17 protein-coding genes and 1 tRNA gene are annotated in these 22,557 nt (G+C 67.4%); 10 read left to right on the top strand and 8 right to left on the bottom strand.

Annotated elements, in window-relative coordinates; all coding sequences use genetic code 11:
• Window positions 1-41 precede the first annotated feature (41 nt).
• Window positions 42-2,183 carry an ATP-dependent DNA helicase UvrD2 gene (locus AC6EUH_RS00610; RefSeq protein ID WP_326951830.1) on the top strand — a complete coding sequence of 714 codons (2,142 nt, stop codon included), beginning with the start codon at window positions 42-44 and terminating at the stop codon, window positions 2,181-2,183.
• On the top strand, window positions 2,183-2,824 hold the full coding sequence (locus tag AC6EUH_RS00605) for a M48 metallopeptidase family protein (RefSeq protein ID WP_499737523.1): 642 nt from the start codon (window positions 2,183-2,185) through the stop codon (window positions 2,822-2,824). The genes AC6EUH_RS00610 and AC6EUH_RS00605 overlap by 1 nt, the downstream gene beginning before the upstream one ends.
• A gap of 31 nt (window positions 2,825-2,855) precedes the next feature.
• Here the strand turns inward: AC6EUH_RS00605 and AC6EUH_RS00600 are convergent, their stop codons facing one another.
• Complete coding sequence (locus AC6EUH_RS00600) at window positions 2,856-4,343, bottom strand: zinc-dependent metalloprotease (protein WP_499737522.1); 1,488 nt, start codon at window positions 4,341-4,343, stop codon at window positions 2,856-2,858.
• Between the two features lie 236 nt (window positions 4,344-4,579).
• Between AC6EUH_RS00600 and AC6EUH_RS00595 the strand changes: the two genes are divergently transcribed.
• The 3 genes from AC6EUH_RS00595 to AC6EUH_RS00585 all read left to right on the top strand — a co-directional run bounded on the left by AC6EUH_RS00595 (window position 4,580) and on the right by AC6EUH_RS00585 (window position 9,169).
• Window positions 4,580-5,728 carry a YlbL family protein gene (locus AC6EUH_RS00595; RefSeq protein ID WP_499737521.1) on the top strand — a complete coding sequence of 383 codons (1,149 nt, stop codon included), beginning with the start codon at window positions 4,580-4,582 and terminating at the stop codon, window positions 5,726-5,728.
• Window positions 5,729-5,899: 171 nt separating this feature from the next.
• Window positions 5,900-8,896: a UPF0182 family membrane protein gene (locus AC6EUH_RS00590; protein WP_499737520.1), complete on the top strand. Its 2,997-nt coding sequence runs from the start codon at window positions 5,900-5,902 to the stop codon at window positions 8,894-8,896.
• 199 nt (window positions 8,897-9,095) lie between these two features.
• A tRNA-Met gene (locus AC6EUH_RS00585) sits at window positions 9,096-9,169 on the top strand.
• Between the two features lie 123 nt (window positions 9,170-9,292).
• Here the strand turns inward: AC6EUH_RS00585 and AC6EUH_RS00580 are convergent.
• The 3 genes from AC6EUH_RS00580 to AC6EUH_RS00570 form a co-directional block, all read right to left on the bottom strand.
• On the bottom strand, window positions 9,293-10,732 hold the full coding sequence (locus AC6EUH_RS00580) for a cryptochrome/photolyase family protein (RefSeq protein WP_499737519.1): 1,440 nt from the start codon (window positions 10,730-10,732) through the stop codon (window positions 9,293-9,295).
• A gap of 124 nt (window positions 10,733-10,856) precedes the next feature.
• Window positions 10,857-11,642: a PspA/IM30 family protein gene (locus AC6EUH_RS00575; protein WP_056425754.1), complete on the bottom strand. Its 786-nt coding sequence runs from the start codon at window positions 11,640-11,642 to the stop codon at window positions 10,857-10,859.
• Between the two features lie 141 nt (window positions 11,643-11,783).
• Window positions 11,784-13,739, bottom strand: a complete 1,956-nt coding sequence (locus AC6EUH_RS00570) for a TPM domain-containing protein (RefSeq protein ID WP_499737518.1) — start codon at window positions 13,737-13,739, stop codon at window positions 11,784-11,786.
• A 308-nt stretch (window positions 13,740-14,047) separates the two neighbouring features.
• Here AC6EUH_RS00570 and AC6EUH_RS00565 point away from each other — a divergent pair, with 308 nt between their 5' ends.
• From AC6EUH_RS00565 to AC6EUH_RS00545, 5 genes are all read left to right on the top strand, one after another.
• Window positions 14,048-15,754 carry a S1C family serine protease gene (locus tag AC6EUH_RS00565; protein WP_499737517.1) on the top strand — a complete coding sequence of 569 codons (1,707 nt, stop codon included), beginning with the start codon at window positions 14,048-14,050 and terminating at the stop codon, window positions 15,752-15,754.
• Between the two features lie 322 nt (window positions 15,755-16,076).
• Window positions 16,077-16,889: an electron transfer flavoprotein subunit beta/FixA family protein gene (locus AC6EUH_RS00560; protein WP_499737516.1), complete on the top strand. Its 813-nt coding sequence runs from the start codon at window positions 16,077-16,079 to the stop codon at window positions 16,887-16,889.
• A gap of 14 nt (window positions 16,890-16,903) precedes the next feature.
• Window positions 16,904-17,857: an electron transfer flavoprotein subunit alpha/FixB family protein gene (locus AC6EUH_RS00555; RefSeq protein ID WP_499737515.1), complete on the top strand. Its 954-nt coding sequence runs from the start codon at window positions 16,904-16,906 to the stop codon at window positions 17,855-17,857.
• A 4-nt stretch (window positions 17,858-17,861) separates the two neighbouring features.
• Window positions 17,862-18,641, top strand: a complete 780-nt coding sequence (locus tag AC6EUH_RS00550) for a PIG-L deacetylase family protein (protein WP_499737514.1) — start codon at window positions 17,862-17,864, stop codon at window positions 18,639-18,641.
• 73 nt (window positions 18,642-18,714) lie between these two features.
• Complete coding sequence (locus AC6EUH_RS00545) at window positions 18,715-19,239, top strand: gluconokinase (protein WP_056425772.1); 525 nt, start codon at window positions 18,715-18,717, stop codon at window positions 19,237-19,239.
• 88 nt (window positions 19,240-19,327) lie between these two features.
• Here AC6EUH_RS00545 and AC6EUH_RS00540 read toward each other — a convergent pair whose 3' ends face one another.
• The 4 genes from AC6EUH_RS00540 to AC6EUH_RS00525 all read right to left on the bottom strand — a co-directional run bounded on the left by AC6EUH_RS00540 (window position 19,328) and on the right by AC6EUH_RS00525 (window position 22,516).
• Window positions 19,328-20,209 (bottom strand): anti-sigma factor, encoded by an 882-nt coding sequence (locus tag AC6EUH_RS00540; protein WP_499737513.1) that lies wholly within the window; start codon window positions 20,207-20,209, stop codon window positions 19,328-19,330.
• Window positions 20,210-20,219: 10 nt separating this feature from the next.
• Entirely contained in the window at window positions 20,220-20,825 is a 606-nt protein-coding gene (gene sigK / locus AC6EUH_RS00535; RefSeq protein WP_056425775.1) for an ECF RNA polymerase sigma factor SigK, read from the bottom strand.
• A gap of 230 nt (window positions 20,826-21,055) precedes the next feature.
• Window positions 21,056-21,523, bottom strand: a complete 468-nt coding sequence (locus AC6EUH_RS00530; protein ID WP_056425780.1) for a tRNA (cytidine(34)-2'-O)-methyltransferase — start codon at window positions 21,521-21,523, stop codon at window positions 21,056-21,058.
• Between the two features lie 21 nt (window positions 21,524-21,544).
• Entirely contained in the window at window positions 21,545-22,516 is a 972-nt protein-coding gene (locus AC6EUH_RS00525; RefSeq protein WP_056425784.1) for a J domain-containing protein, read from the bottom strand.
• Window positions 22,517-22,557 lie beyond the last annotated feature (41 nt).

Below are 22,557 nucleotides of genomic sequence, written 5' to 3'. Positions count from 1 at the left end.
TCCAGTCCAGCGATTTCCCGCCCGGCACCTCCGGCGGGGGTGTGCCGGACACGGAGCCCTTGGCTCCGGACAACCGCTCCCTCGAAGAGCGCATCCTCGGCGGCCTCGACGCCGAACAGCGCGAAGTTGCCAGCACCCTGCAGGGACCCATGTGCGTCCTTGCCGGCGCCGGCACTGGCAAGACACGGGCCATCACGCACCGGATCGCCTACGGGGTGCACTCCGGTGTCTACAGCCCGCAACGGCTCCTGGCCGTCACGTTCACCGCACGGGCCGCGGCCGAAATGCGCAGCCGGCTCCGCGACCTCGGCGTCGGCAATGTCCAGGCGCGCACGTTCCACGCCGCCGCACTGCGTCAGCTCCAGTTCTTCTGGCCCCAGGCCGTCGGGGGAGTCCTGCCCAACCTCCTGGACCACAAGGCACAGATGATCGCCGAAGCTGCCCGGCGCCTGCGCCTGAGCACGGACCGCGCCTCGATCCGGGATCTGGCGTCCGAAATCGAATGGGCCAAGGTTTCCATGCTGACGCCCGCCAACTACCTGGAAAAGGCCCAGGGCCGCGGCACCCCGGGCGGCTTCGACCTGACCGCCGTCGCCCGGGTGTTCCAGTCCTACGAGGACGTCAAGACCGACCGGAACGTCATCGACTTCGAGGACGTGCTGCTGATCACCGTGGGTATCCTGCAGGAGGACCCGAAGGTCGCCGCCACCGTCCGCGAGCAGTACCGCCACTTCGTCGTCGATGAGTACCAGGACGTTTCGCCGCTCCAGCAGCGGCTGCTGGAACTGTGGCTCGGCGGCCGCGACGAGCTCTGCGTCGTCGGCGACGCCAGCCAGACCATTTACTCCTTCACCGGTGCCTCGCCGAAGCACCTGCTCGGCTTCAAAGCCCAGTACCCCGAAGCCACCGTGGTGAAGCTGATCCGCGACTACCGCTCCACGCCGCAGGTGGTGAGGCTGGCCAACGAGCTGCTGGCCGGCCGGCGCAGCGGGGGCCCGGTCGCCGACGCCGCCTGGGCCACACCCCTGCAGCTCGTGGCGCAGCGCCCGACCGGCCCGGTGCCGCAGTTCACCGAATGCTCCGACGACGAGGCCGAAGCCGCCACCGTGGCGGTCAAGGTGCGTGAGCTCCTCGACGCCGGCACCCCGGCCAGCCAGATCGCCGTGCTGTTCCGCACCAACGGCCAGTCCGAAGCCTACGAACAAGCGCTGGCCTCTGCGGGGATCGGGTACCAGCTGCGCGGCGGGGAACGGTTCTTTGCCCGAAAGGAAGTCCGCGACGCCATCCTGCAGCTGCGGGCCGCCACCCGGGCCGTCGCCGAAACCTCCAGCCCCGAGCCGCTGGGCCAGCTGGTCCGCGACATCGTCGCCTCGCTCGGCTACACGGACGCCGCCCCGCACAGCGGCGGAGCCCTCCGGGAACGCTGGGAATCCCTCGCGGCCCTCGTCGCGCTGGCCGACGAACTCGTGATTAGCCGCGGCGGGCAGTTCAGCCTCTCGGACTTCGTCAACGAGCTCCAGGAACGCTCCCTCGCGCAGCACGCCCCGACCGTCCAGGGCGTCACCCTCGCATCGCTGCACGCCGCCAAGGGCCTCGAATGGGATGCCGTGTTCCTCGTGGGGCTCAGCGAGGGCCTCATGCCGATCTCCTTTGCAGACAGCCCGGAGTCAGTCGATGAGGAACGCCGCCTGTTGTACGTCGGGATTACCCGGGCCAGGGAGCACCTTTTCCTGTCCTGGTCCACCGCGCGCACCCCGGGCGGGCGCGCCAACAGGAAGCCCTCGCGTTTCCTGGACGGGCTGCGCCCAGATTCGGTGGCCAGCTCCTCGGCCCGCGGCAAGGGACCGGCGCCTCGCCGCAAGGCCGCGGTACCGGCAACCTGCCGGGTCTGCGGCACCATGCTCTCCTCCGGCGCCGAACGCAAGGTGGGCCGCTGCAACCAGTGCCCGCCCAGCTACGAGGAGCAGACCTTCGACGCGCTCCGGCAATGGCGCAAGGACGCAGCGCTCGACGCCGACGTCCCCGCCTTTGTGGTCTTCACCGACGCCACGCTGACCGCCATTGCCGAAGCCCGGCCCGACTCCCTCGAACAACTCGCCAAACTGCCGGGTGTGGGACCGTCCAAGCTGGAGAAATACGGCGAAGCAGTCCTGGCAGTCCTGGCCGAAAGCACCACGCTCTGATGGCCGGCGGCAGCACCACCCGTTCCGCCACCACCGCGGACACGCCGCTGACCACCGCCGACGGCGCCCCCGTGGAAGTCCGCCGCTCCGCCCGCCGCCGGCGGACGGTGGCTGCGTTCTGGGAGAACGGCACGGCCGTGGTCGCCATTCCGGCGTCCTTCAGCCGCGCCCAGGAACGGGAATGGGTGCACCGGATGCTTGAGAAGCTTCGGCTCCAGGGGGAGCGGGGGACCCGCGGCGCGGGACGGCGCCGGCCGCGCAACGACGCCGATCTGGCGGCACACGCCGCCGAGCTCTCCGCCAAGTACTTCGGCGGCCGCGCCGTGCCGTCCTCGGTCCGCTGGGTGGGCAACCAGAACTCTCGCTGGGGGTCCGCGACGCCGTCGGACGGCACCATCAGGCTGTCCGACAAGCTTCAGCCCATGCCGCAATGGGTCATCGACTATGTGCTCCTCCACGAGCTGGCACACCTGCTGGTGGCCGGGCACAACGCCGCGTTCTGGCGGCTGCTCGAGGCCTACCCGGACACGGCCCGGGCCAAGGCCTTCCTCGAAGGGGTTTCCTTCGCCACGTCCCGCGGCCTCACGCCGGCGGGCGACGACGACGTCGACGTGGACAGCGAAAGCCCCGGCTGGAACTGACGTTCCGGCCGGGGCTTTTCCTGCTCAACAGCTAGGGCTTCGGGCCTTCGCCCTCGCCGGAAGCGTCATCCGTTCCCGGTTCGCCGTCTTGTTCGTCGTGTTCCGCTTGTTCAGCCTGGTGTTTTTCGCCAGGCTCCGCGGTGTCGTCCCCGGCAGTCTCCGCATCCTCCGGCATGTCGAATCCGCCACTCAGCAGCTTCTGCAGCGCATCGTCAACTTCGGAGTCGCTGGCCTCGGCCAGTTTCCGGCGTTCGCTGAACCCCTTCGGGTCTTCCAGATCTTCGGCGGTCGGCAGCAGATCAGGGTGCTGCCAGATAGCGTCGCGGCCATCAACTCCGCGTTCGTCCTTGAGTGAGGCCCACAGGGCGGCGGCCTCCCGCAGCCGCCGCGGCCGCAGCTCCAGTCCCACAAGGGAGGAGAAGGCGTGTTCGGCCGGTCCGCCGGTGGCGCGGCGGCGGCGCACCGTCTCGCGCAGGGCCGCAGCCGAGGGCAGCATCTTTTCGGTGGCGGCCCAGCTCAGTTCATCGACCCAGCCCTCCACAAGTGCCAGAGCGGTTTCAAGCTTCTCAAGCGCCTGATCCTGGGCGGGCGTGCGCTGCGGCATGAAGACACCCTGCGACAAGGCCTCCTGGATGCCCTCAGGGTTGCTCGGATCCAGTTCGCGGGCGAGCTCCTCGATCTTCGACGTGTCGATATGGATGCCGCGGGCATACGCTTCGATCGCGCCGAGGAGGTGCCCCCGCAGCCAGGGAACCTGGACGAACAGCCGGGCGTGCGCTGCTTCCCGGACGGCCAGGAACAGCCGGATGTCGTTCTCCGGCAGGCTGAGGCCTTCGCCGAACTTGGCCACGTTGGAGGGCAGCAGCGCCATTTCGAGGTCGGCGAGCGGGACGCCGATATCGGTGGAACTGACCACCTCTGCCGACAACGCGCCGATGGCCTGGCCCAGCTGCATGCCGAAGATCGCGCCTCCCATGTTCTGCAGCATCGACGAGGCTCCGCCCATCATGGACTTCATCTCTTCGGGCATCTGCTCGGTCATGGCGGCGGACAGCGCATTGGCGATGCTGTTGGCCACGGGCTCGGTCAGGCGCTTCCAGGTGCCGAGCGTTTCTTCAACCCACTCGGCCCGGGACCAGGCCCGGCCGATCAGACCGGTGGCCGGCAGGCCAGTGACCTGGTCAAGCCACAGTTCGGCGAGCCTGAGGGCCTCATCCACTTCGCGGGACTGCTGCGCCGTGACGGACGGGTCCGAGCCGCTCGCGGCCACGCGCCGGGCGTTCTCGTGCGCCAGCTGCCAGTTGACGGGACCCTCTGAAGGGGCGCTCATCATGGCCTGCACCTGGGAGAACATCTGGGCGAGGAGGTTCGGGTCATCCGGAAGCCCCGCGGCCTTCGCCAGTTCCGCAGGGTCAATGTTTCCCATACCCTGGCCGCCCATCAGGTTCTTCAATATTTCCGCCAGCGGATCCTTGGGTTCCTCGTCGCCATTGGACGGATTAAGTGGGTTGGAGGTCATGATCCCGCCGATCGTCGGTGTGGCTGCTTCTCACGTTCACGGTACCCCGCTGCCAGCGGGCTGTCTGCTGAAACCCGGCCACGTTCGCTGTCGGCAAAGAGCCCGGCGGGGAGGGGAGCGCGTAGTGTTAGAGATTGGAATATTTGCAGGCGGCAGCCGCGGCGAAAGCGGCGGAGGCGGTGCGCTGACCAGTGGGTCCGCAGGGTCCCCGGGCGCCGGCACGGAGAGGTCCTTCATTGACGATTACGCAGGGCGAACAGCCCGCCAGCGACCCCGCAGCCGGCCGGTCGCCGGGCCGACGGGCCCGCCTCGCCGGACCACGTTCCGGTGGGAAGCGGGACAAGCGCTCATCCGCCATGTTTGTGTCGGGGCTGCTCGCACTGGTGCTTGGTGTCACCGCGTTGACCCTGCCTGTCCCGTACGTCGTGGAATCACCCGGCCCGACCTTTAATACCCTGGGCACGGATAACGGCAAGCCGGTGATCAGTGTCACCGGCCATGAGTCGTTTCCGGCGGAGGGCAACCTGGACCTCACCACCGTCTATGTCGACGGCGGCCCCAACGGTCCGGTGACGGTCTTTGAGGCGTTCACGGCCTGGCTCAACGGCGCCAAGGCCGTTTATCCGGAGGAACTCGTTTTCCCCACGGGTGTGACGAAGGAACAGTCCCAGCAGGAAAGCGCCGTCGCGATGACCACCTCGCAGGAGAACGCCGTGGCGTCTGCCCTCAAGGAACTGGGCATCGCGTTTGAGCAGAAAATGCAGGTCGCGGGTATCCCGGAGGGTTCCGCCTCTGCCGGGAAACTTCAGGAAGACGACGTGTTGGTGTCCGTCAACGGCAAGCCGGCGTCAGCGCTGAGCGTCGTCCAGGCTGAGCTGGCGGCCGGAAACGGCGCCCCGGTGGATGTCGTCGTCGAGCGTGCCGGCAAAAATGTGACGGCGAGCATCACGCCGTCGAAGAATCCGGCCGGACGGTTCATCCTCGGAGTCCTCCTGCAGTACAAGTTCAAGTTCCCCTTCGACGTCAAGATCTCTCTCGAAAAAGTCGGCGGGCCCAGCGCGGGAATGATGTTCGCCCTGGGCATCGTGGACACCGTGACATCCGGCGATCTGACCGGCGGCGAGCATATCGCGGGAACCGGAACCATCACCCCCGACGGAGCCGTGGGCCCGATCGGCGGCATCAGCCAGAAGATGCACGGAGCGCGGTCCGGAGGAGCCACCCTGTTCCTTGCCCCGGCCGCAAACTGCGACGAAGTGGTCGGGAATATCCCGGACGGACTGCAGGTGGTTCGGGTCGAGAACCTTGCCGAAGCTCGGAAAGCAGTAGAACTGGCCGCGTCAGGGGCCGACACATCGGGACTTCCGGTTTGCTCCAGCAACTAGACTGGCCGCGGAACTAAGATCCGCTGCCATACGTGGCACATATGACGGCTTCGCCGCCCTGGCGGCAGGTGCCGGCGGCTGCTTCGATGCGGGGTCCTTGGGCTACGGCATCGAAGCACCGCATATACAACTAAAAACCAGTAACTGACGACCAGCTATGAGGTACCGAGTTTGTCCCGTCCCGCCAGCACTGTCCCGCCCGGAAGACCCCCGCAACGACGAAGCGCACTGACGCCGACGTTGATTGTCGTGGCCTTGATTGTGGTCGGCTTCATCTTCTTCGCCAATGTCTGGACGGACGTCCTCTGGTACCAGCAGCTGGGCTTCTTCGAAGTCTTCCTGACCGAGAACCTGGCACGGATCGTCATTTTCCTGGCCGGGTTCGCCCTGATGTTCGCGGCGGTCTTCTTCGCCATCCGGATCGCTTACCACGCACGCCCTGTGTACGCGCCGGACTCGGACATCCGCGACAACCTGAACCGCTACCAGGTCCAGCTTGAACCGGTCCGCCGCGTCGTCATGATCGGCCTGCCCATCCTCTTCGGCCTGTTCGCCGGAAGCGCCGCGGCCAGCCAATGGCAGAAGGTGCTCCTGTTCTTCAACCAGGAACCCTTCGGTCAGAACGATCCGCTGTTCGGGCTCGACATCAGCTTCTACCTGATGACCCTGCCGTTCCTGGGCTTCGTCACCGGCTTCCTGATCAGCGTCACGATCATCGCCGGCATCGCGGGCATCCTGACGCACTACCTTTACGGCAGTATCAGGATCATGGAACGCGGCATCTTCACCAGCCGTGCGGCGCAGATCCATCTTGCCGTGTGCGGTGCGGCTTTCCTGCTCCTGCTGGGCGCCAACTTCTGGCTGGACCGCTACGCCTCGGTGCAGAACAGCGGCGGCCGCTGGGCCGGCGCCCTGTACACGGACGTCAACGCGGTCATCCCCACCAAATCCATCCTGGCCGTCGCCGCAGTCCTCGTCGCCGTGCTGTTCATCGTCGCTGCCGTGATCGGCAAGTGGCGGCTGCCCGTCATCGGCACCGCCATGCTCGTTATCACCTCGATCCTGGCCGGCGGCGTTTACCCCTGGGTTATCCAGCAGTTCCAGGTCCGGCCCTCGGAGCAGACGCTCGAGAAGCAGTTCATCGAGCGCAATATCAACATGACCCGGTCGGCCTACGGCCTGGATAAGATCCAGGAGACGGTGTACAACGCCACCACCAACGCCACCACGGGCGCCCTGGCCCCCGACGCGCAGACGACGGCCAACATCCGGCTGCTGGACCCCAACCTGATCTCGGACGCGTTCTCCCAGCTGGAGCAGTACCGCCCCTACTACCAGTTCCCCAGCGCCCTGAACGTGGACCGCTACGAGATTGACGGGAAGATCCAGGACACCGTCATTGCGGTGCGCGAGCTCAACCCGGACGGGCTCAGCGCCAACCAGCAGTCCTGGCTGAACCGCCACGTTGTCTACACGCACGGTTATGGCGTCGTCGCGGCCAAGGGCAACAAGTTCACCGTCGACGGCAAGCCCGAGTTCCTGCAGGCCGGAATCCCGTCCACCGGTGTGCTGGGTGATGACTCGAGCTACCAGCCCCGGGTCTACTTCGGTGAAAACTCGCCGGACTACTCGATTGTCGGCGCCCCCGACGGCGCCCCGAACCGCGAGCAGGACCGGCCGGCTGCCAAGGAAGGCGGCGGCGAAACGCAGTACACCTTCACCGGCGACGGCGGCCCTAACGTCGGCAACTTCTTCAACAAGGTCCTTTACGCCATCAAGTTCCAGTCCTCGGACATGCTGCTCTCTGACGGCGTGAACGCCGAATCCCAGATCCTCTACGACCGCAATCCCCGCGAACGCGTCGAAAAGGTCGCCCCCTACCTGACCGTGGACGGCAACGCCTACCCGGCCGTCGTTGACGGCCGCGTGAAGTGGATCGTGGACGGCTACACCACCAGCTCGTACTACCCGTACTCCCAGCAGGAGCAGCTTTCCGAAGCCACCGCTGACTCGCAGACAACCGCGGGCCGCACGGCTTCGCTGCCGAACACCTCCGTCAACTACATCCGCAACTCGGTCAAAGCCACTGTGGACGCCTACGACGGAAAAGTCACACTCTATGCCTGGGACGACCAGGACCCGGTGCTGAAGGCGTGGCAGAACATCTTCCCGTCCTCCCTGAAGCCGTTCTCGGAAATGTCCGGAGCGCTCATGAGCCACGTCCGCTACCCGGAGGACCTGTTCAAGGTCCAGCGGGAACTCTTGGGCCGCTACCACGTCACCCAGCCGGACAACTTCTACACCAACAATGATGCCTGGAGCGTCCCGAACGATCCGACCGTCCAGGGCGACGTCAAGCAGCCCCCGTACTACATGTCCCTGAAGATGCCTGACCAGGACAAGCCGGCTTTCCAGCTGACATCGTCCTTCATTCCGCAGGTGGTCAACGGCAACGCCCGCAACGTGCTCTACGGCTTCCTGGCCGCGGACTCCGATGCAGGCAAAGAGAAGGGCGTCAAGGCGGAGAGCTACGGGCAGCTTAGGCTCCTGCAGATCCCGCCGGAGACCAATGTCCCCGGCCCCGGCCAGGCGCAGAACAAATTCAACTCCGACCCCACCGTTTCCCAGGCGCTGAACCTGCTGCGCCAGGGTGCATCGGCGGTGCTCAACGGCAACCTGCTGACCCTGCCGGTCGGTGGCGGCATGGCGTACGTCCAGCCTGTCTACCTGCGCTCAACAGGCGAAACGTCCTACCCGACGCTGCAGCGAGTCTTGGTGGCGTTTGGTGACAAGATCGGGTTCGCCCCGACCCTGGATGAGGCCCTGAACCAGCTGTTCGGCGGTGAGTCGGGGGCCAGTGCCGGCGACTCGGCCAACAACGGCAAGACGCCCGCTTCGCCCACGACGCCGGGCGGTACCCCGTCCGCTCCGGGCAGCACCGACGCCAAGGCGGAGCTGAAAGCGGCCCTGGCGGACGCCAACGCCGCCATCCGGGCCGGCCAGGAAGCCCTCGCGAAGGGCGACTTCGCCGCCTACGGTGAGGAGCAGAAGAAGCTCTCCGCGGCACTGCAGCGGGCCATCGACGCCGAAGCCAAGATCGCGGCGACGCCGGCTCCGGCTCCGGCGGCCACTCCCGCGCCCACCCCGTCGCCGACGCCGAGCAGCTGATGCACGGCTTAGGCTGCACGGCTAGCTGAGTCACGGTCGAAGGCCGGGTTCCCGCTCCAGTGGAGCGGGAACCCGGCCTTCACCTTTGCCATCCCACTTACCAATCCGCGAAGGACCAGGGACCCCGGCGCCGGGAGACGCACATCACGCCACCTCGATTTGGCCCTAAGTTCACCGGCAGGTAGAGTTGATCTTGCGACGCGGGGTGGAGCAGTTCGGTAGCTCGCTGGGCTCATAACCCAGAGGTCACAGGTTCAAATCCTGTCCCCGCAACTGGAGAAGAAAAAGAAAGGCCCGGATCTGTTGATCCGGGCCTTTCTTGCTGCCACCGGCAGACGCCGTCCCCTAACCCGGGTTCGGTGCCTTGCCCGGCCATTGTCCGGCGGGCGCAGCCCGTTAGCCGTCTTTGAGCCGCTGGTAGGTCTCCAGCGCCCGGGCCCGTGACTCGGGCAGCCCGACCACCGGATCCGGATAGCCGGATGCCGCGCCGTCCGCCTTCCACGGTTCGTGGATCGCCTTGTCGTCCAGGCCGGACAGCTCCGGGAGGTATGCGCGCAGGTAGCGGCCCGCGGCGTCGAACTTCTTGCTCTGGGTGACCGGGTTGAAGATCCGGAAGTACGGCGAGGCGTCGGCGCCGGATCCGGCCACCCACTGCCAGTTCGCCGGGTTGCTCGCGGCGTCGGCGTCCACAAGCGTGTCCCAGAACCAGGCCTCGCCAAGCCTCCAGTCGGCCAGCAGGTTCTTGACCAGGAAGCTCGCGGCGGCCATGCGGACCCTGTTGTGCATCCAACCGGTCTGCCAGAGCTGGCGCATACCTGCGTCCACGAGGGGATAGCCGGTCCGGCCCTGCTGCCAGGCTGTCAGTTCGGCCTCGGAAGGCGGCTGCCAGGCGAAGCGGTCAAACTCGGGACGGTAGTTGCGGGTGGCCAGTTCCGGATTCTCGTAGAGCAGCTGCCAGCAGAACTCCCGCCAGCCGAGTTCGGAGCGGAAGATCCCGACGTCGGCCGGTGCCGCGTGCCCGTAGCGTTCACGCAGCGCATGCCAGATCCGGAAGGGGCTGATCTCGCCGAACCGCAGATGCGCGGAGAGCCGGCTGGTGCCCTCGACCCCCGGGGTGTCCCGGCCGGTGCCGTATTTTTCTGCCGGGCCGTCGAGGAAGTCCTCCAACCGCTCCCGGGCGCCGGCTTCCCCGGGCTGCCAGGTTTCGGCAAGGCCGGCGCTCCAGTCCGGCCGGCGGGGGAGCAGGCCCCAGCCCTCAAGGGCATCGCCGGCCGGGAGCCCGCCATCCGCGCCCACAGCCGGGGCCGGGAGGCCGTCCGGGGCGTCCAAGGGGACCCGGGGCTCCGGAGCATCCATGCAGGCCCGCCAGAAGGGCGTGAAGACCTTGTAGGGCCCGCCTGCGCCGGTGCGCACGGTCCACGGCTCAAACATCAGGTTCGCCTGGAAGCTGGCAGCCGTGAGGCCCTCTTCCGCGGCCCAGGACTTGATGCCGGCGTCCACCTCGCGTTCCGGACCTCCGTAGCGGCGGTTCCAGAGCAGCGTTGAGGCTCCCGTTTCCCGGGCAAGGTCCCGGATAATGCCCGCAGCCGGTCCACGGCGCAGGAGCAGGCGTGAGCCCGCCGCCTCCAGCCCGGCGGCGAGGTCCGTCAGCGAATGGTGCAGCCACCATTTTGTGGCGCCGCCAAGTGGCCGCACGCCGGGGGAGGACTCGTCGAGGACATAAACCACGGTCAGCGGCCGTCCCAGCGAGGCCGCTTCGCTCAGGGCCGGGTTGTCATCCAGCCGAAGATCGTCGCGAAGCCAGACAAGGGTCGAAGATTGGGTTCCCGAAGACATGGATCCACGGTACACGTGGCAGGCACGGCAGAGGCCGGGCCCCGTCACCGCCTGTCGACGGTTCCGGGCCCGGCCTCTTCAGATCCGGCACCTCACGTCCGGCGGAAACGCGCCGGGGGATGGCCTAAAGCTTGTCGAAGTCGGCTTCGTCGACGGTTGATCCGGCTGGCCGGCCCTCGCCGGCGCCAATGGCCGCGGGGGAGCCGCCGGACTTCAGCGCGGCGAGCCGTGCCTCGATCTCGGTCTGTTCGCCGAGGTCCTCCAGCGAGTTGAACTGTGCGTCCAGGCTGGACGCGGCAAGTTCCTGCTGGCCGCGGACCTTCGCTTCTTCGCGGCGGATCTTCTCTTCGAAGCGGCCCACCTCGGACGTGGGATCCATGAAGTCGATGCTCTTGAGGGCATCGTGGACCTGGGACTGGGCCGCGGCGGTCTTGGACCGTGCCACCAGCTCGTTGCGCTTGCTGGTGAGCTCGTTGAGCTTGCCCTTCATCTGGTCCAGGCCGTGCTTGAGCTTGTCGACCACCTCGGTTTGCGAGGCGATGCTCGGCTCGGCGGCCTTGGCCTCGTTCTCCGCGGACATCTGGCGCTGCAGGGCCACTTTGGCAAGGTTGTCGAACTTCTCCGCGTCGGTAACGTCACCCTTGGACCGGTACTCGTCGGCCTTGCGGGACGCGGCGAGGGCTTTGCGGCCCCAATCCTGGGCGTTCTTGACGTCTTCGTTGTAGTCGTCCTGAAGCATGCGCAGGTTGCCGATGGTCTGCGCCACTGCGGACTCGGCCTCGGCGATGTTGTTGGTGTAGTCCCGGACCATCTGGTCCAGCATCTTCTGCGGGTCCTCCGCCTGGTCCAGCAGCGAGTTGATGTTGGCCTTCGCCAGCTGCGCCATGCGGCCGAAAATGGACTGCTTCATGGTGATACCTTTCGTCCTGCTCAGTGGTTCCCACTGAATTCGGTGAACAGTGAAAATGTACTTCTTCCATCCGCCCGCGGGAGCGTCCCCGCCGGCGCCTAGTCTGAATGGGCTTGGCCCGCGTGCCAGGCAGGGGCTTTGCTAGAAGTCGCCGCCGCCGCCGAAGTCCCCGCCCCAGCCGCCGTGCAGGATGGAGTTGATGAGGATGCCGCCAAGGATGGCACCGCCCAGGCCGCCGCCTCCGCCGCCGCCGAACATCCCGCCGCGCCCGTAGCCCTGGTTGGCATATCCGCCGAAGTGGTCTACGTCAGACTGGGCCAGCTGCGCGGCCTGCGCCGCCAGCGCGTGGGCCTGCTGGGCGTACTGCAGGGCGGTGACCGGATCGGTGCGGGAGATGGACAGCGCGTAGTCCAGGTTCCGCTGGGCTTCAGCCAGCCGGGTCCGGGCCTCGGTGCCCACGCCGCCGCGGCGGGCCGTGATGTAGTCCGAAGTGGCGCTGATCTGCGCCTGTGCGGACATGATGCTCTGCTGCAGCGAAGCCTGCGCACGCCGGGCCTGATCCTGCTGGTCCCGGATGCCGGAGAGGGCCGCATCCAGCGACTGGTGCGCCGTCTCGACGCGCTCCAAGGTGGCGATCGGATCGATCTTCCCGCCCTGGATTTCAGCTTTGACCCGCGCCAGTGAGGCTTCCACGGCGGCCACCGGTCCGGTCAGCTCAGGGTGCGCCCCGGACTGGACCAGTGCCTTGGCCTGGGCCAGGTCCTGGGCGGTGTCGACGACGGCGGACTCAAGGCTGCTGCGAGCCTCGTCAAGGGTTCCGGCGACCTTCGCGATGGCGCCGATCAGCACGTTGGTCTGGTGCAGGCTCTCTTCCGCAGCCCGGACAGCGACGGCGGCGAGGCTGCCTTCGCCGGCGCTGAGCTTCTCCTGGGCCGTGACGGAGGCGTTCTGCACGAAGGCGAGCCGTTCCTTGGCCTGGTTGATGTTGTCGCCCACCTGCACCAGCGCACTTTCCGCGTACTTGGCCCGCAAGTCGTCGAGCGACTGCTCGGCGCTGGCGATTTTGGCTTCCGCTTCGCTCGCGCCGGCACTGACCGCGGCAAGCGCCTTCGGAGCATTCTTCTCAAGCTCGCGGAGCGAATCGAAGTCGGCCTTCTGCTCCTGAAGGGAGGCGAGCGCGGCCTCGGAACGGCGGATGATCTCGCCGAGCCAGGTCCGCTGCTGCTCTTCGGTGTCAGGTATGTGGTCATCGAGCTGCTGCTGCAGCTTGAAAGACTCGGACATGTGGCCCTTGGCGTCCTCCAAGGCCTTCGTGAAGTTCCCGACGGCGGCGTCGCCGTACTGCGCCTGCGCGAAGCCCAGCTCCTGCTCGCTGGACTTGATGGCGTCGTCGGCCTCGATCAGCAGGGAGCCGCTCTTGCGGCGCAACTCCTCGACCGTGAGCCCTGCGAGCGGATCCAGCTCGGCGCCCTGCGGGCCGTGGCCAGCGCCCGCGGCGGCCTTCTTCCGGCGGTTGCGGAGGTAGAGGTAAGCTCCCGCGCCGCCGGCGGCGACCACTCCGACTCCGACGAGCACGGCGTTGCCAGCGCCACCTTCAGACGGGACAGTGCCCTTGCCGCCCCCGGCGGCGTCACCGATCGCTGCGGCGCTATCGATGGCGGCCCCGGCGTAGTCCCCGTCGCGCAGGTTCGGGTCGACCGCGCTTTTCACGATGGTGTCGCGCTGGGCGTCCGTGATTTTGCTGTTGGCGGGCTTGCTCAGCAGGTACTGCCGCGTGTCCGTGGCGACGGTTAGGAGCATGGCGTTGGCACCGAGGCTTGCCTTGTCCGCCACTTCAGCAGCCCAGGCATAACGGTCGGTGGGGTTTTCGAATTTCTTCACGTAGACCACGTGGTAGGTCATCGCGTGGTCGGCGCCGAGTTGCTTGATGGCCTGCTCGACCTCGCCCGTCCGGTCGCCGAGGACGCCGGCGGAGTCAACAATCTTGGTGACGGGGTCAAGAGTCACCGGATCCTCGGCGAGGGCCGGAGCGGCGGGAAGCGCCAGCAGTCCGACGACGCCGAGGACGGCGAGGAGACGTTTATAGGTAGACCGCATGTGCAACCCTTCAGCACTTCTGCGACCGGTTCGGGCCGAACCGGTCGTCACAGAATGCAGCAGCGCCCCCACGCAGATGTAAAGCCGCAGGTCGCTGTGGCAATTCCATTTGATTCTATGGTGCACCCAATTGACCGTCCACCAACGGGAATATGCCACCAGCGAAAAGCGCTCAACCAGTGACAGTACGGTCGGGACAGGCCGGAACTTCGCTGTGTCCTAACGTTCAGCAACCTCTCAGCAAACGTGCGCTCTAGTATCAGTGAGATCGTCCATAGTTAATGAAGACACGGATGAAAGGAAGTCTTATGACTGAGAACCCAGCGCAGGGCGCGTCACCAGAGAACCGGGAGCCGGCCACGCCGAACGAGGGCGCATCCGGACGCCCGCAGGCTGCCCCCGCGCCGGACTCACCCCAGGACAACTCGTTCCAGGACAATCCTTCCCAGGACAGCCTCCCGGAAAATCCGACCCTCCGGCTGGACCGGGCCGCGGGCAACCCGCCCCAGCCGGTCTACCCGCAGCACCAGCCGTCGTACGGCCGCCCCTCGACGCCGGAGACGCAGCAGTTCGGTGCCCCGCCGCAGGAGTACGCCCACCAGGGCAGCACGCCGGGCCAGCCGCACCCGCAGCACACCCCGGGATACGGCCAGGCAACAAACAACTCCGCTTTTGGACAGCCCCACCCGGGCGGCACCCAGCAGGGGACCTTCCAGCACGGCCAGCCCCCTTTCAACCAGGTACAGCACGGCAGTTTTGGCGGTCCGTCCGGTTCCCCGTACGCCTCCGACCCGGCCCACGCCCCGAAGCGCAAGGCCGCCTTCGGTGTCCCGACGCTCGTGGCCAGCATTCTTGCCGCTGGCCTCGTCGGCGGCGGCGTGGTCGCAGGAACCACGCAGCTGATGGGCGACCGGCCCTTCACGTCCACCGGATCCAGCAACAGCAGCCACGCCGGACCCGTCATCGTGAACAACCAGGAGGAAGTAAACGCCATCACCGCGGCGGCGGTGAAGGCGACACCCAGCGTCGTGACCATCAAGGCCTCAAACGGCAGCGAGGGCGGCACGGGCTCCGGCATCATTCTCGACGGTGAAGGCCATGTCCTCACCAACACCCACGTCGTCACACTGGACGGCACGGCCGCGAACGCCACCATCGAAGTTCGCATGAGTGATGGCAAGGTCTACAGCGCCACGATTGTGGGCACTGATCCGCTCTCCGACCTCGCGGTAGTGAAAATCAAGGACGGCTCCGGACTGGTGCCGGCGGTCCTGGGAGATTCCGGCAAGCTGAACGTCGGCGATACCGCCGTCGCGATCGGCTCGCCCCTCGGCCTCACGGGGACCGTCACCGACGGCATCGTGTCCACCCTGAACCGCACCATCAGCGTTGCCTCCTCGGCCGCGCCCAAGGAAGGGGCGGACAACTCACAGGGCGATGACCAAGGCTTCCAGTTCGCACCGCCGGACGGCGGGCAGGGCCAAACCACCGCTGACCAGGGAAGCATCTCGATCAACGTGATCCAGACGGACGCCGCGATCAACCCCGGCAACTCCGGCGGTGCCCTGGTCAACACCAAGGGTGAGATCATCGGCGTGAATGTCGCCATCGCCTCGGCCGGCGGCGAAACGTCGAGCAGCGGCAACATCGGTGTCGGTTTCAGCATCCCGATCAACCACGCCAAGCGGGTCGCCCAGGAGATCATCACCACCGGCAAGGCCACGCACGGCCAGTTCGGCGTGAGTGTGAAGCAGAAGACCGCCAGCACTTCGGCGTCCGGCTTCAGCGTCGGGGCCGAGGTCGCCACCGTTGAGCCCGGCTCCGCCGCGGACAAGGCCGGCGTCAAGGTCGGCGACGTCGTGACGAAGTTCCAGGACCTCACCATCAGCGATCCGAACCAGCTGACGGCCGCCGTGCGCGAGCAGCCTGCCGGAGCCTCCGTCAAGGTCACCGTCCTCCGCGGCGGCGAGGAGAAGCAGCTCGACGTGACCCTTGGCACGGCCGCCGAGCAGTAAAGCAAAACCGGCAGTAAAGCAGGACCGGCAGTAAAGCAGGGCTGGCAGTAACAGCAGAGCTGGCGGCAGCAACACACAGCGATCCCGCCCGGGGCCGGGCAGCACCATCAGGTGTTGCCCGGCCTTCGCCGTGCTGGCGGGCCTTTGCTGTGCCGTACAGCGCCATGCCGTGCACTGCCCGGCGGTGACACAGGCCTTAACCCAAGCCGCGCCGGGGACCGCCGATATGGTTAGCTAAGAGCACCCCGGCACGCCGGGCGTTCCGTGGCCACGACCCCACCCGGCTGGCTGTCCACCCGCATGGAAGGCTGCTGCAAACACAGTGGAAGAGACATTGAAGATCATCGTGCTGGTCAAGCACGTCCCTGACGCTCAGTTCGACCGACACCTCACGGGCGAGGGCAACACGACGGACCGTTCCGAGAGCATCCTGTCCGAACTTGACGAGTACGCCCTGGAAGCCGCACTCCAGCTGATTGAGGCCCGCGGCGGGGAGGCTGCCGGCAACAAGGTCATCGCCCTGAGCATGGGTCCCGCCGGTGCTGTCAACGCGGTGAAGAAGTCCCTCCAGATCGGCGCCAGCGAAGGCGTCCACCTCAGCGACGACGCACTGGCCGGATCCGATGCCGCCGCCACCTCGCTGGCCCTGGCCGCGGCCATCCGCCACCTTGGTGCGGACACCCCCGCCGACCTCATCCTCACCGGCATGGCCTCCACCGACGGCGAGACCTCCCTGGTCCCCGCCCAGCTTGCTGAGCGCCTGGACCTGCCCCAGGTCACCTTCGCGGCCTCCCTGGAGCTCGACGGCGCCAAACTCACCGCCCGCCGCGACGGCGACCTCCACGCCGACACCATCGAGGCGACGCTGCCGGCCCTCGTCTCGGTCACGGACCAGATCAATGACCCCCGGTACCCGAACTTCAAGGGCATCATGGCGGCCAAGAAGAAGTCCATCACCACGCTGACCCTTGCCGACATCGGCGTCGACCCCGCGCACGTGGGACGCTCCGGTTCCTGGACCGCCGTCTATTCCGCCGAGCCACGCCCGGCGCGCACCGCCGGCACCATCATCACCGACGAGGGCGACGCCGGCATCAAGCTGGTTGACTTCCTGGCCGCCCAGAAGCTGCTCTAAGGGGATCCGCAGACATGGCAAAAGTACTGGTATTCATTGACAACCCGGGCCAGGCGCTGAAAAAGGCCAGCCTGGAGCTGCTCACCATTGCCCGGTCCCTGGGCGAGCCTGCGGTCGCGTTCAACGGCGAACTGCACGACGACGTCGCGGCCACCCTGGCGGCCTACGGCGTTCAAACGCTGTACCGGCCCTCCGCGGCGGACCTCGACGATTACCTCGTGGGCCCCAAAGCGTCCTATCTTGCCGCCGCGGTGCAGACCGCGGAGGCCACGGTGGTCCTGACCGAGAACTCGGCGGAGGCCAAGGAAACCGCGGCGAGACTGGGCATCAAGCTCGGTGCCGGCGTCATCACCGACGTCGTTGCCGTGGATCCGGACGGCACCGCGCACAAGTCCGTGCTGGCCGGTTCCTACCTCACCACGGCGAGGGCCACCACTCCCGTCGCGGTCCTGACCGTCAAGTCCAACAGCGTCACTCCGGAACCGGCCGTCACCGGCACGGCGCCGGCGACGGTCACGGTGGCAGTGCCGGAGACCGCCACCGCGGCGTCGGCACGGATCACCGCCCGCAGCGACAAGGCCGCCAGCGGCCGCCCGGACCTCGCCGAGGCGCGGATCGTTGTGGCAGGCGGGCGAGGAGTCGACGGCAACTTCGGCCCGGTGGAAGACCTTGCCGATGCCCTCGGAGCAGCCATCGGCGCTTCCCGCGCCGCGACGGACGCCGGCTGGATCGGGCATGACGCCCAGATCGGCCAGACCGGCAAGACCGTTTCGCCCCAGCTGTACATCTCGGCGGGCATCTCCGGGGCCATCCAGCAGAAGTCCGGCATGCAGACCGCCAAGGTGATCGTGGCCGTGAACAAGGATGCCGAGTCTCCCGTTTTCGAAATCGCCGACTTCGGTATCGTGGGGGATCTTTTCCAGGTCCTGCCGCAGGCCACCGAGGAAATCAAGAAGCGCCGGGGCTGAGTCCTTGAACACCTTCGCCACGCAGGCGCAAAGCCCGTTCGATCCGGAACACCACCGGGTCGAGCGGGTGCTTTGTTTCACTGCCCACCCGGACGACGTCGACTTCGGTGCCGCCGGCACGATCGCCGCCTGGACCGCCGCCGGCGTTCACGTCAGCTACTGCATCATGACGGACGGAGACGCCGGCGGCTTCGACCCCGCGCAACGGGATGAGATCGTCCGGCTGCGGAACGAGGAACAGCGCCGTGCGGCCGCCGTCGTCGGGGTCACCGACGTCCACTACCTGCATGAACGCGACGGCTACCTCGAACCCTCGCACGGGGTGATCCGCGAAGTCGTGCGGCTGATCCGGCAACTCCGGCCCGACGTCGTGCTCTCCATGCACCCCGAACGGAACTGGAACCGGATCCAGAAGAGCCACCCCGACCATCTGGCGGTGGGGGAGGCCGTGACCCGGGCGGTGTATCCGGCGCTGGAGAACCCGTTCGCGTACCCGGAGCTGGCCGAGGCAGGGCTGGAGGCCTACAAGCTGCCCTGGCTGTGGCTCTTCGCCGGGCCGGAGGAACGCGAGAACCACTTCGTCGACGTCACGGACCACGTCGAGGGCAAACTCGCTGCCATCCATATCCATGTCAGCCAACACCCCGACATCGAGGCCATGGACCGTACGGTCCGCGGGCTGATGGTCCGGACCGCGGAGCGCGGCGGACTGCCGGCGGGCCGCAGTGCCGAGGCCTTCCACGTCGTGGAAGTCAACGGCGCGGGGACCATCGCCGGCTTTTAGTGTTGCCCCTGCCGGTCCTCTCCCATAAGCTGGACTCTGTTTAAATCATATTTAATTGAGGAAGGCGGCTTCAGTGACGAAGACTGCACAGCGCCCCGTGCTCGTGATCATGGGAGTCTCGGGATCCGGGAAGTCAACCGTGGCGGGCCTGCTGGCCGGCCGGCTGGGCTGGGATTTCGCGGAGGGCGATGATTTGCACCCGGCATCCAACGTGGCGAAGATGCAGGCTGGCCGGCCCCTGACCGACGAGGACCGCTGGCCCTGGCTGGAAAGCATCGCCGGATGGATCCGCCAGCACACCGAAGCCGGCACTCCCGGCGTCGTCACCTGCTCCGCGCTGAAGAAGCGCTACCGGGATGTCCTGCGCGGCGAGGGGGTGGTGTTCGTCTTCCTCGACGGCAGCAGGGACCGGATCTCAGACCGGCTGGCATCCCGTCACGGGCACTTCATGCCCCCGGCCCTGCTCGAATCCCAGTTCGAGGCGCTCGAAGCCCCCACTCCTGAAGAGAACGCCATTACCCTAAGCGTCAGCTCCGCACCGGCGGACGAAGCGCAGGAGATCATTGACCGGCTCCACCTCGACGCCGTCCGTCACTAACCGCGGGGACCCAGGCCGCAACGAGACAAAAACCGCGTGCCCCGCACCTTCAGAAGGTGCGGGGCCCGCGGTTTCGCTGGTTCCGGTTTTAGGCGCCCAAGGGGGCGGCAGCCACGGTGGGCATGGTCGGCGACGTCGAGCCGCCGGTCGGTTCCACCGTAATGCCGAGCGCTGCTGCGGTGCTGATGCCCTTGACAACAGCCGGCTTGGACAGCGCTTCCGCGTCCATCAGGCCTTGGGAGACCGGCGCTGAGCCGTCCTTCGGAATAAGCCACATCTGGTACACCTTGCCGGGCGGAGGCGCCGGGACGTCGTTCATCTTGACGACGATTGCGTCCTTCGAAGGCGAGACGGACACGGTGGCCGTGCCGCCGCCGGTGACATCGACTGTCGCCTGGCGCACATCGCCGGCCTGCAGCACCTGGGTCAGCGGATCGTTCTGGTTGGCCACGTAGGCCCCGACGCCGACTCCGCCCACGGCGATGAGGGCGGCGGCAGCGACGCCGACGAGCCAGTTGCGCATGCCCTGCGGCCGGCGCCGTTCCTCCCGGCGCTTGCGGGCGGCGCCGAGTTCGTCGGTGACGGAGAGCTCTGGTGCTTCCCGGACGGGCCGGGCCACGACTGGAGGTACCGCCGTCGGGTTCTGTTCCGGGAGCGTGCCGGCCACAGCGGCCGGGGCCTGGGCGGGAAGGGATGCCATGATCCGGTCCAGTAGTCCGGCCGGGGGTTCCTCCTCGGCGGTGAAGCTCGTGGCCAGCGTCTCCCGGGCCTGCCGTACGCGCTCGTCAAAGGCGGCGCGTTCGGTCTGCGGAGCCGAGGCGAGGTGTCCCTCGATGGCGGCACGCTCGGCGTCGTCCACGGCGTTCAGGGCGTACAGCTCGGCAAGGTCGGCCGCGCGGCCGGCGGCAAGGTCGGTGGCGATATCGGCGGCAAAGCCGGAGGGGACACGGCCGTTGTTATGTGCGTTCATGTCGGTCATCTCAACTCACCCCCAGACAGGTCTTCAGCCGGATTAGTCCGTCGCGGATGCGGGACTTGATGGTGGGCACCGCAGCATTGAGTTTCTCTGCGACTTCCCGATAGGTGAGGCCGCCGTAGTAGGCGAGCCGCACGGACTCCTGTTGTGTATCGGTCAGCGTCTCCAGACAGCGGACCACAGCCTCGGCTTCCAGTCGGCTGCCGACCTCGTCGGAGACTGAATCATGGTCTATGTCCTGGCTGCTGGCGCCGTACTTCGCTTCCCGGTCGGTGGACGACTGGGAGGAGCGGACCTTGTCCACGGCCCTGCGGTGGGAGATGGTCATCAGCCACGCGAGCGGGCTCCCGGCCTCGGGATTGAACTTGGCGGCGTTCTGCCAGACCTGGAGGAAGACCTCCTGGGTGGTGTCCTCGCTGAGTTCGACGTCGATCAGCACCCGCCGCGCCATGCCGAAGACACGCCGGGACGTGAGTTCGTAGAACTCTGCGAAGGCTGCCTGGTCGCCGCGGGCAATCTGTTCCAGCAATCCGCCGAGCCTGCGGTTCACATCGACTGACGTGCCCGGGGGAGCGGCGGCCTCGGGGTTCGGGGCGTTGGGAGTGTCCATCACCTTCAAGCATAAGGTGCCCGCCGCCGATCGCGGGTCATGAAGGGCGTCACCCGCGGTGTGGCCGCCCGCAACCCGCCGGACGGGGCGCCTGTACGCCTGCAATGCTGTCACCTGCCGCTCCTCGCTCCCTTCCCCGCTCCCGGGGCCCATCAGTGTGATTGGGCTTCACAAGTGATTCGGAACAGCGGTGGAACCGGATGGGCGGGGCCCGGGAAAAGTTGCGGCAGCTACAGCTTGGCGCCGGTGAATCCGTTCTGGCGCCAGGCCTCGTAGACCGCGATCGAGGCTGCGTTCGCAAGATTCAGCGACCGCAGGGAAGGCAGCATCGGCAGCCGGACGCGGGAGGTGACATGGGGGTCATGCTTGAGTTCCTCGGACAGGCCCACGGATTCCCGGCCGAACATCAGAACGTCGCCGGGCCGGTAGCTGATGTCCGTGTAGGAAGCCTCGCCGTCGGAGGTGAAGGCGAAGACACGATCCGGGGCGAGGGCAGCCCAGGCGGCGTCGATGTCCTGATGGACGGTCACGACGGCGAGGTCGTGGTAGTCGAGGCCGGCCCGGCGCAGCTTCGCGTCGGAGAAATCGAAGCCCAAAGGCTCGACCAGATGCAGCTCCGCGCCCGTGATGGCGGCCAGCCGTATCGCGTTGCCCGTATTGCCGGGGATTTCTGGGGAGTGGAAGAGGATGCGGAACACCGTCCCATCCTAGCGAGCCTGTTAGTGCATCCCGCGCAGCAGCCGGGCGAGCACGGGGACGATGACAGTGTTGGGGGCCGGGCCGGAACTCAGGAACTGCTTGAGTCCGCGGGCCAGCCCGGCGGCGTTGACCACCTGGACGGTTTCGTGGCCGTCGTCCCGGCCCGGGGGGCGGCGGTGCCGGTCGATCACCGGTTCGTGCAGGTTGCCATCGGTGCTGTGGACCACGGTCCAGCCGGTGACGTTGAGCTCCGGAAAGATGTCCTGCATCCGGCGCACCACGTGGGCCAGCTGGGGAGGGGCGATGGACCGTCCGCCGTGGGTCAGGGCACTGCCGTTCCAGGCGTAGGCGCCGGGCGGCAGCAGCATGGAGCCGATGACCGCCATGCGGTAGCCGGAGAGCACCACGTGGTCGATGTGGCTGTTGTCCGCCGGGGACTGCAGCCCGTTGATGAGCCGGGCGGCCGGGATGGCGGGGAGCACCTGGCGGCTGATGAGCTGCACGGTGCGCATTTCCCGCTGGATCCTTGCCTCCGCGCCGAAGATGCCCCGCTTGCGGGGCAGCCCGTGGACCTGCAGGCCCGCCAGGTCCCGTGGGATCAGCGGCACTCCGCCGCCGGCAGCCACCTCCTCGAAGGACGGGACGTAGACCGGGGCGTCCGCGGCGGTGTTGCGCGGTGTGTTGGGCCGGCGGACATGCGCGGAGGCCCGGCTGCCGGCGGCCGGTGCGTCGAAGTGGGCACCTTCCTCGGCCGGGGCGGTGCGGCTGGAAAAGTCAGTGCCGCTGCCGTAGGAACGGTCGTAGTCGGCCCGGCTCTTGGCGTCGATCAGCGTCTCGTAGGCGAGGGTGACGCGCCGGAAAGCGGCCGGGTCCCCGCCGTGGTCAGGGTGCGCGGTGCGGGCGGCCTTGCGGTAGGCCACTTTGATTTCCTTGTCCGTCGCCGTCACGGGGATCCGAAGGACCTGGTAATGCGAGCTGTTGCCCTGCGTCAAGCAAGAATCCTTTGCGTCGATGGTGCCAGCCCATCCTGGAC

It is taken from the genome of Arthrobacter sp. 001422645 (assembly GCF_059816125.1).
Note: the sequence above shows the minus strand (reverse complement) of the source record. Positions and strands in the feature narration are given on the sequence as shown.

Bases quoted from the DNA above. Each gene is read 5' to 3' on its own strand.
- AC6EUH_RS00605 (WP_499737523.1), top strand. From the start codon at position 2,183: ATGGCCGGCGGCAGCACCACCCGTTCCGCCACCACCGCGGACACGCCG.
- AC6EUH_RS00600 (WP_499737522.1), bottom strand. From the start codon at position 4,343: ATGACCTCCAACCCACTTAATCCGTCCAATGGCGACGAGGAACCCAAG.
- AC6EUH_RS00580 (WP_499737519.1), bottom strand. From the start codon at position 10,732: ATGTCTTCGGGAACCCAATCTTCGACCCTTGTCTGGCTTCGCGACGAT.
- AC6EUH_RS00575 (WP_056425754.1), bottom strand. From the start codon at position 11,642: ATGAAGCAGTCCATTTTCGGCCGCATGGCGCAGCTGGCGAAGGCCAAC.
- AC6EUH_RS00570 (WP_499737518.1), bottom strand. From the start codon at position 13,739: ATGCGGTCTACCTATAAACGTCTCCTCGCCGTCCTCGGCGTCGTCGGA.
- AC6EUH_RS00565 (WP_499737517.1), top strand. From the start codon at position 14,048: ATGACTGAGAACCCAGCGCAGGGCGCGTCACCAGAGAACCGGGAGCCG.
- AC6EUH_RS00555 (WP_499737515.1), top strand. From the start codon at position 16,904: ATGGCAAAAGTACTGGTATTCATTGACAACCCGGGCCAGGCGCTGAAA.
- AC6EUH_RS00540 (WP_499737513.1), bottom strand. From the start codon at position 20,209: ATGAACGCACATAACAACGGCCGTGTCCCCTCCGGCTTTGCCGCCGAT.
- sigK (WP_056425775.1), bottom strand. From the start codon at position 20,825: ATGGACACTCCCAACGCCCCGAACCCCGAGGCCGCCGCTCCCCCGGGC.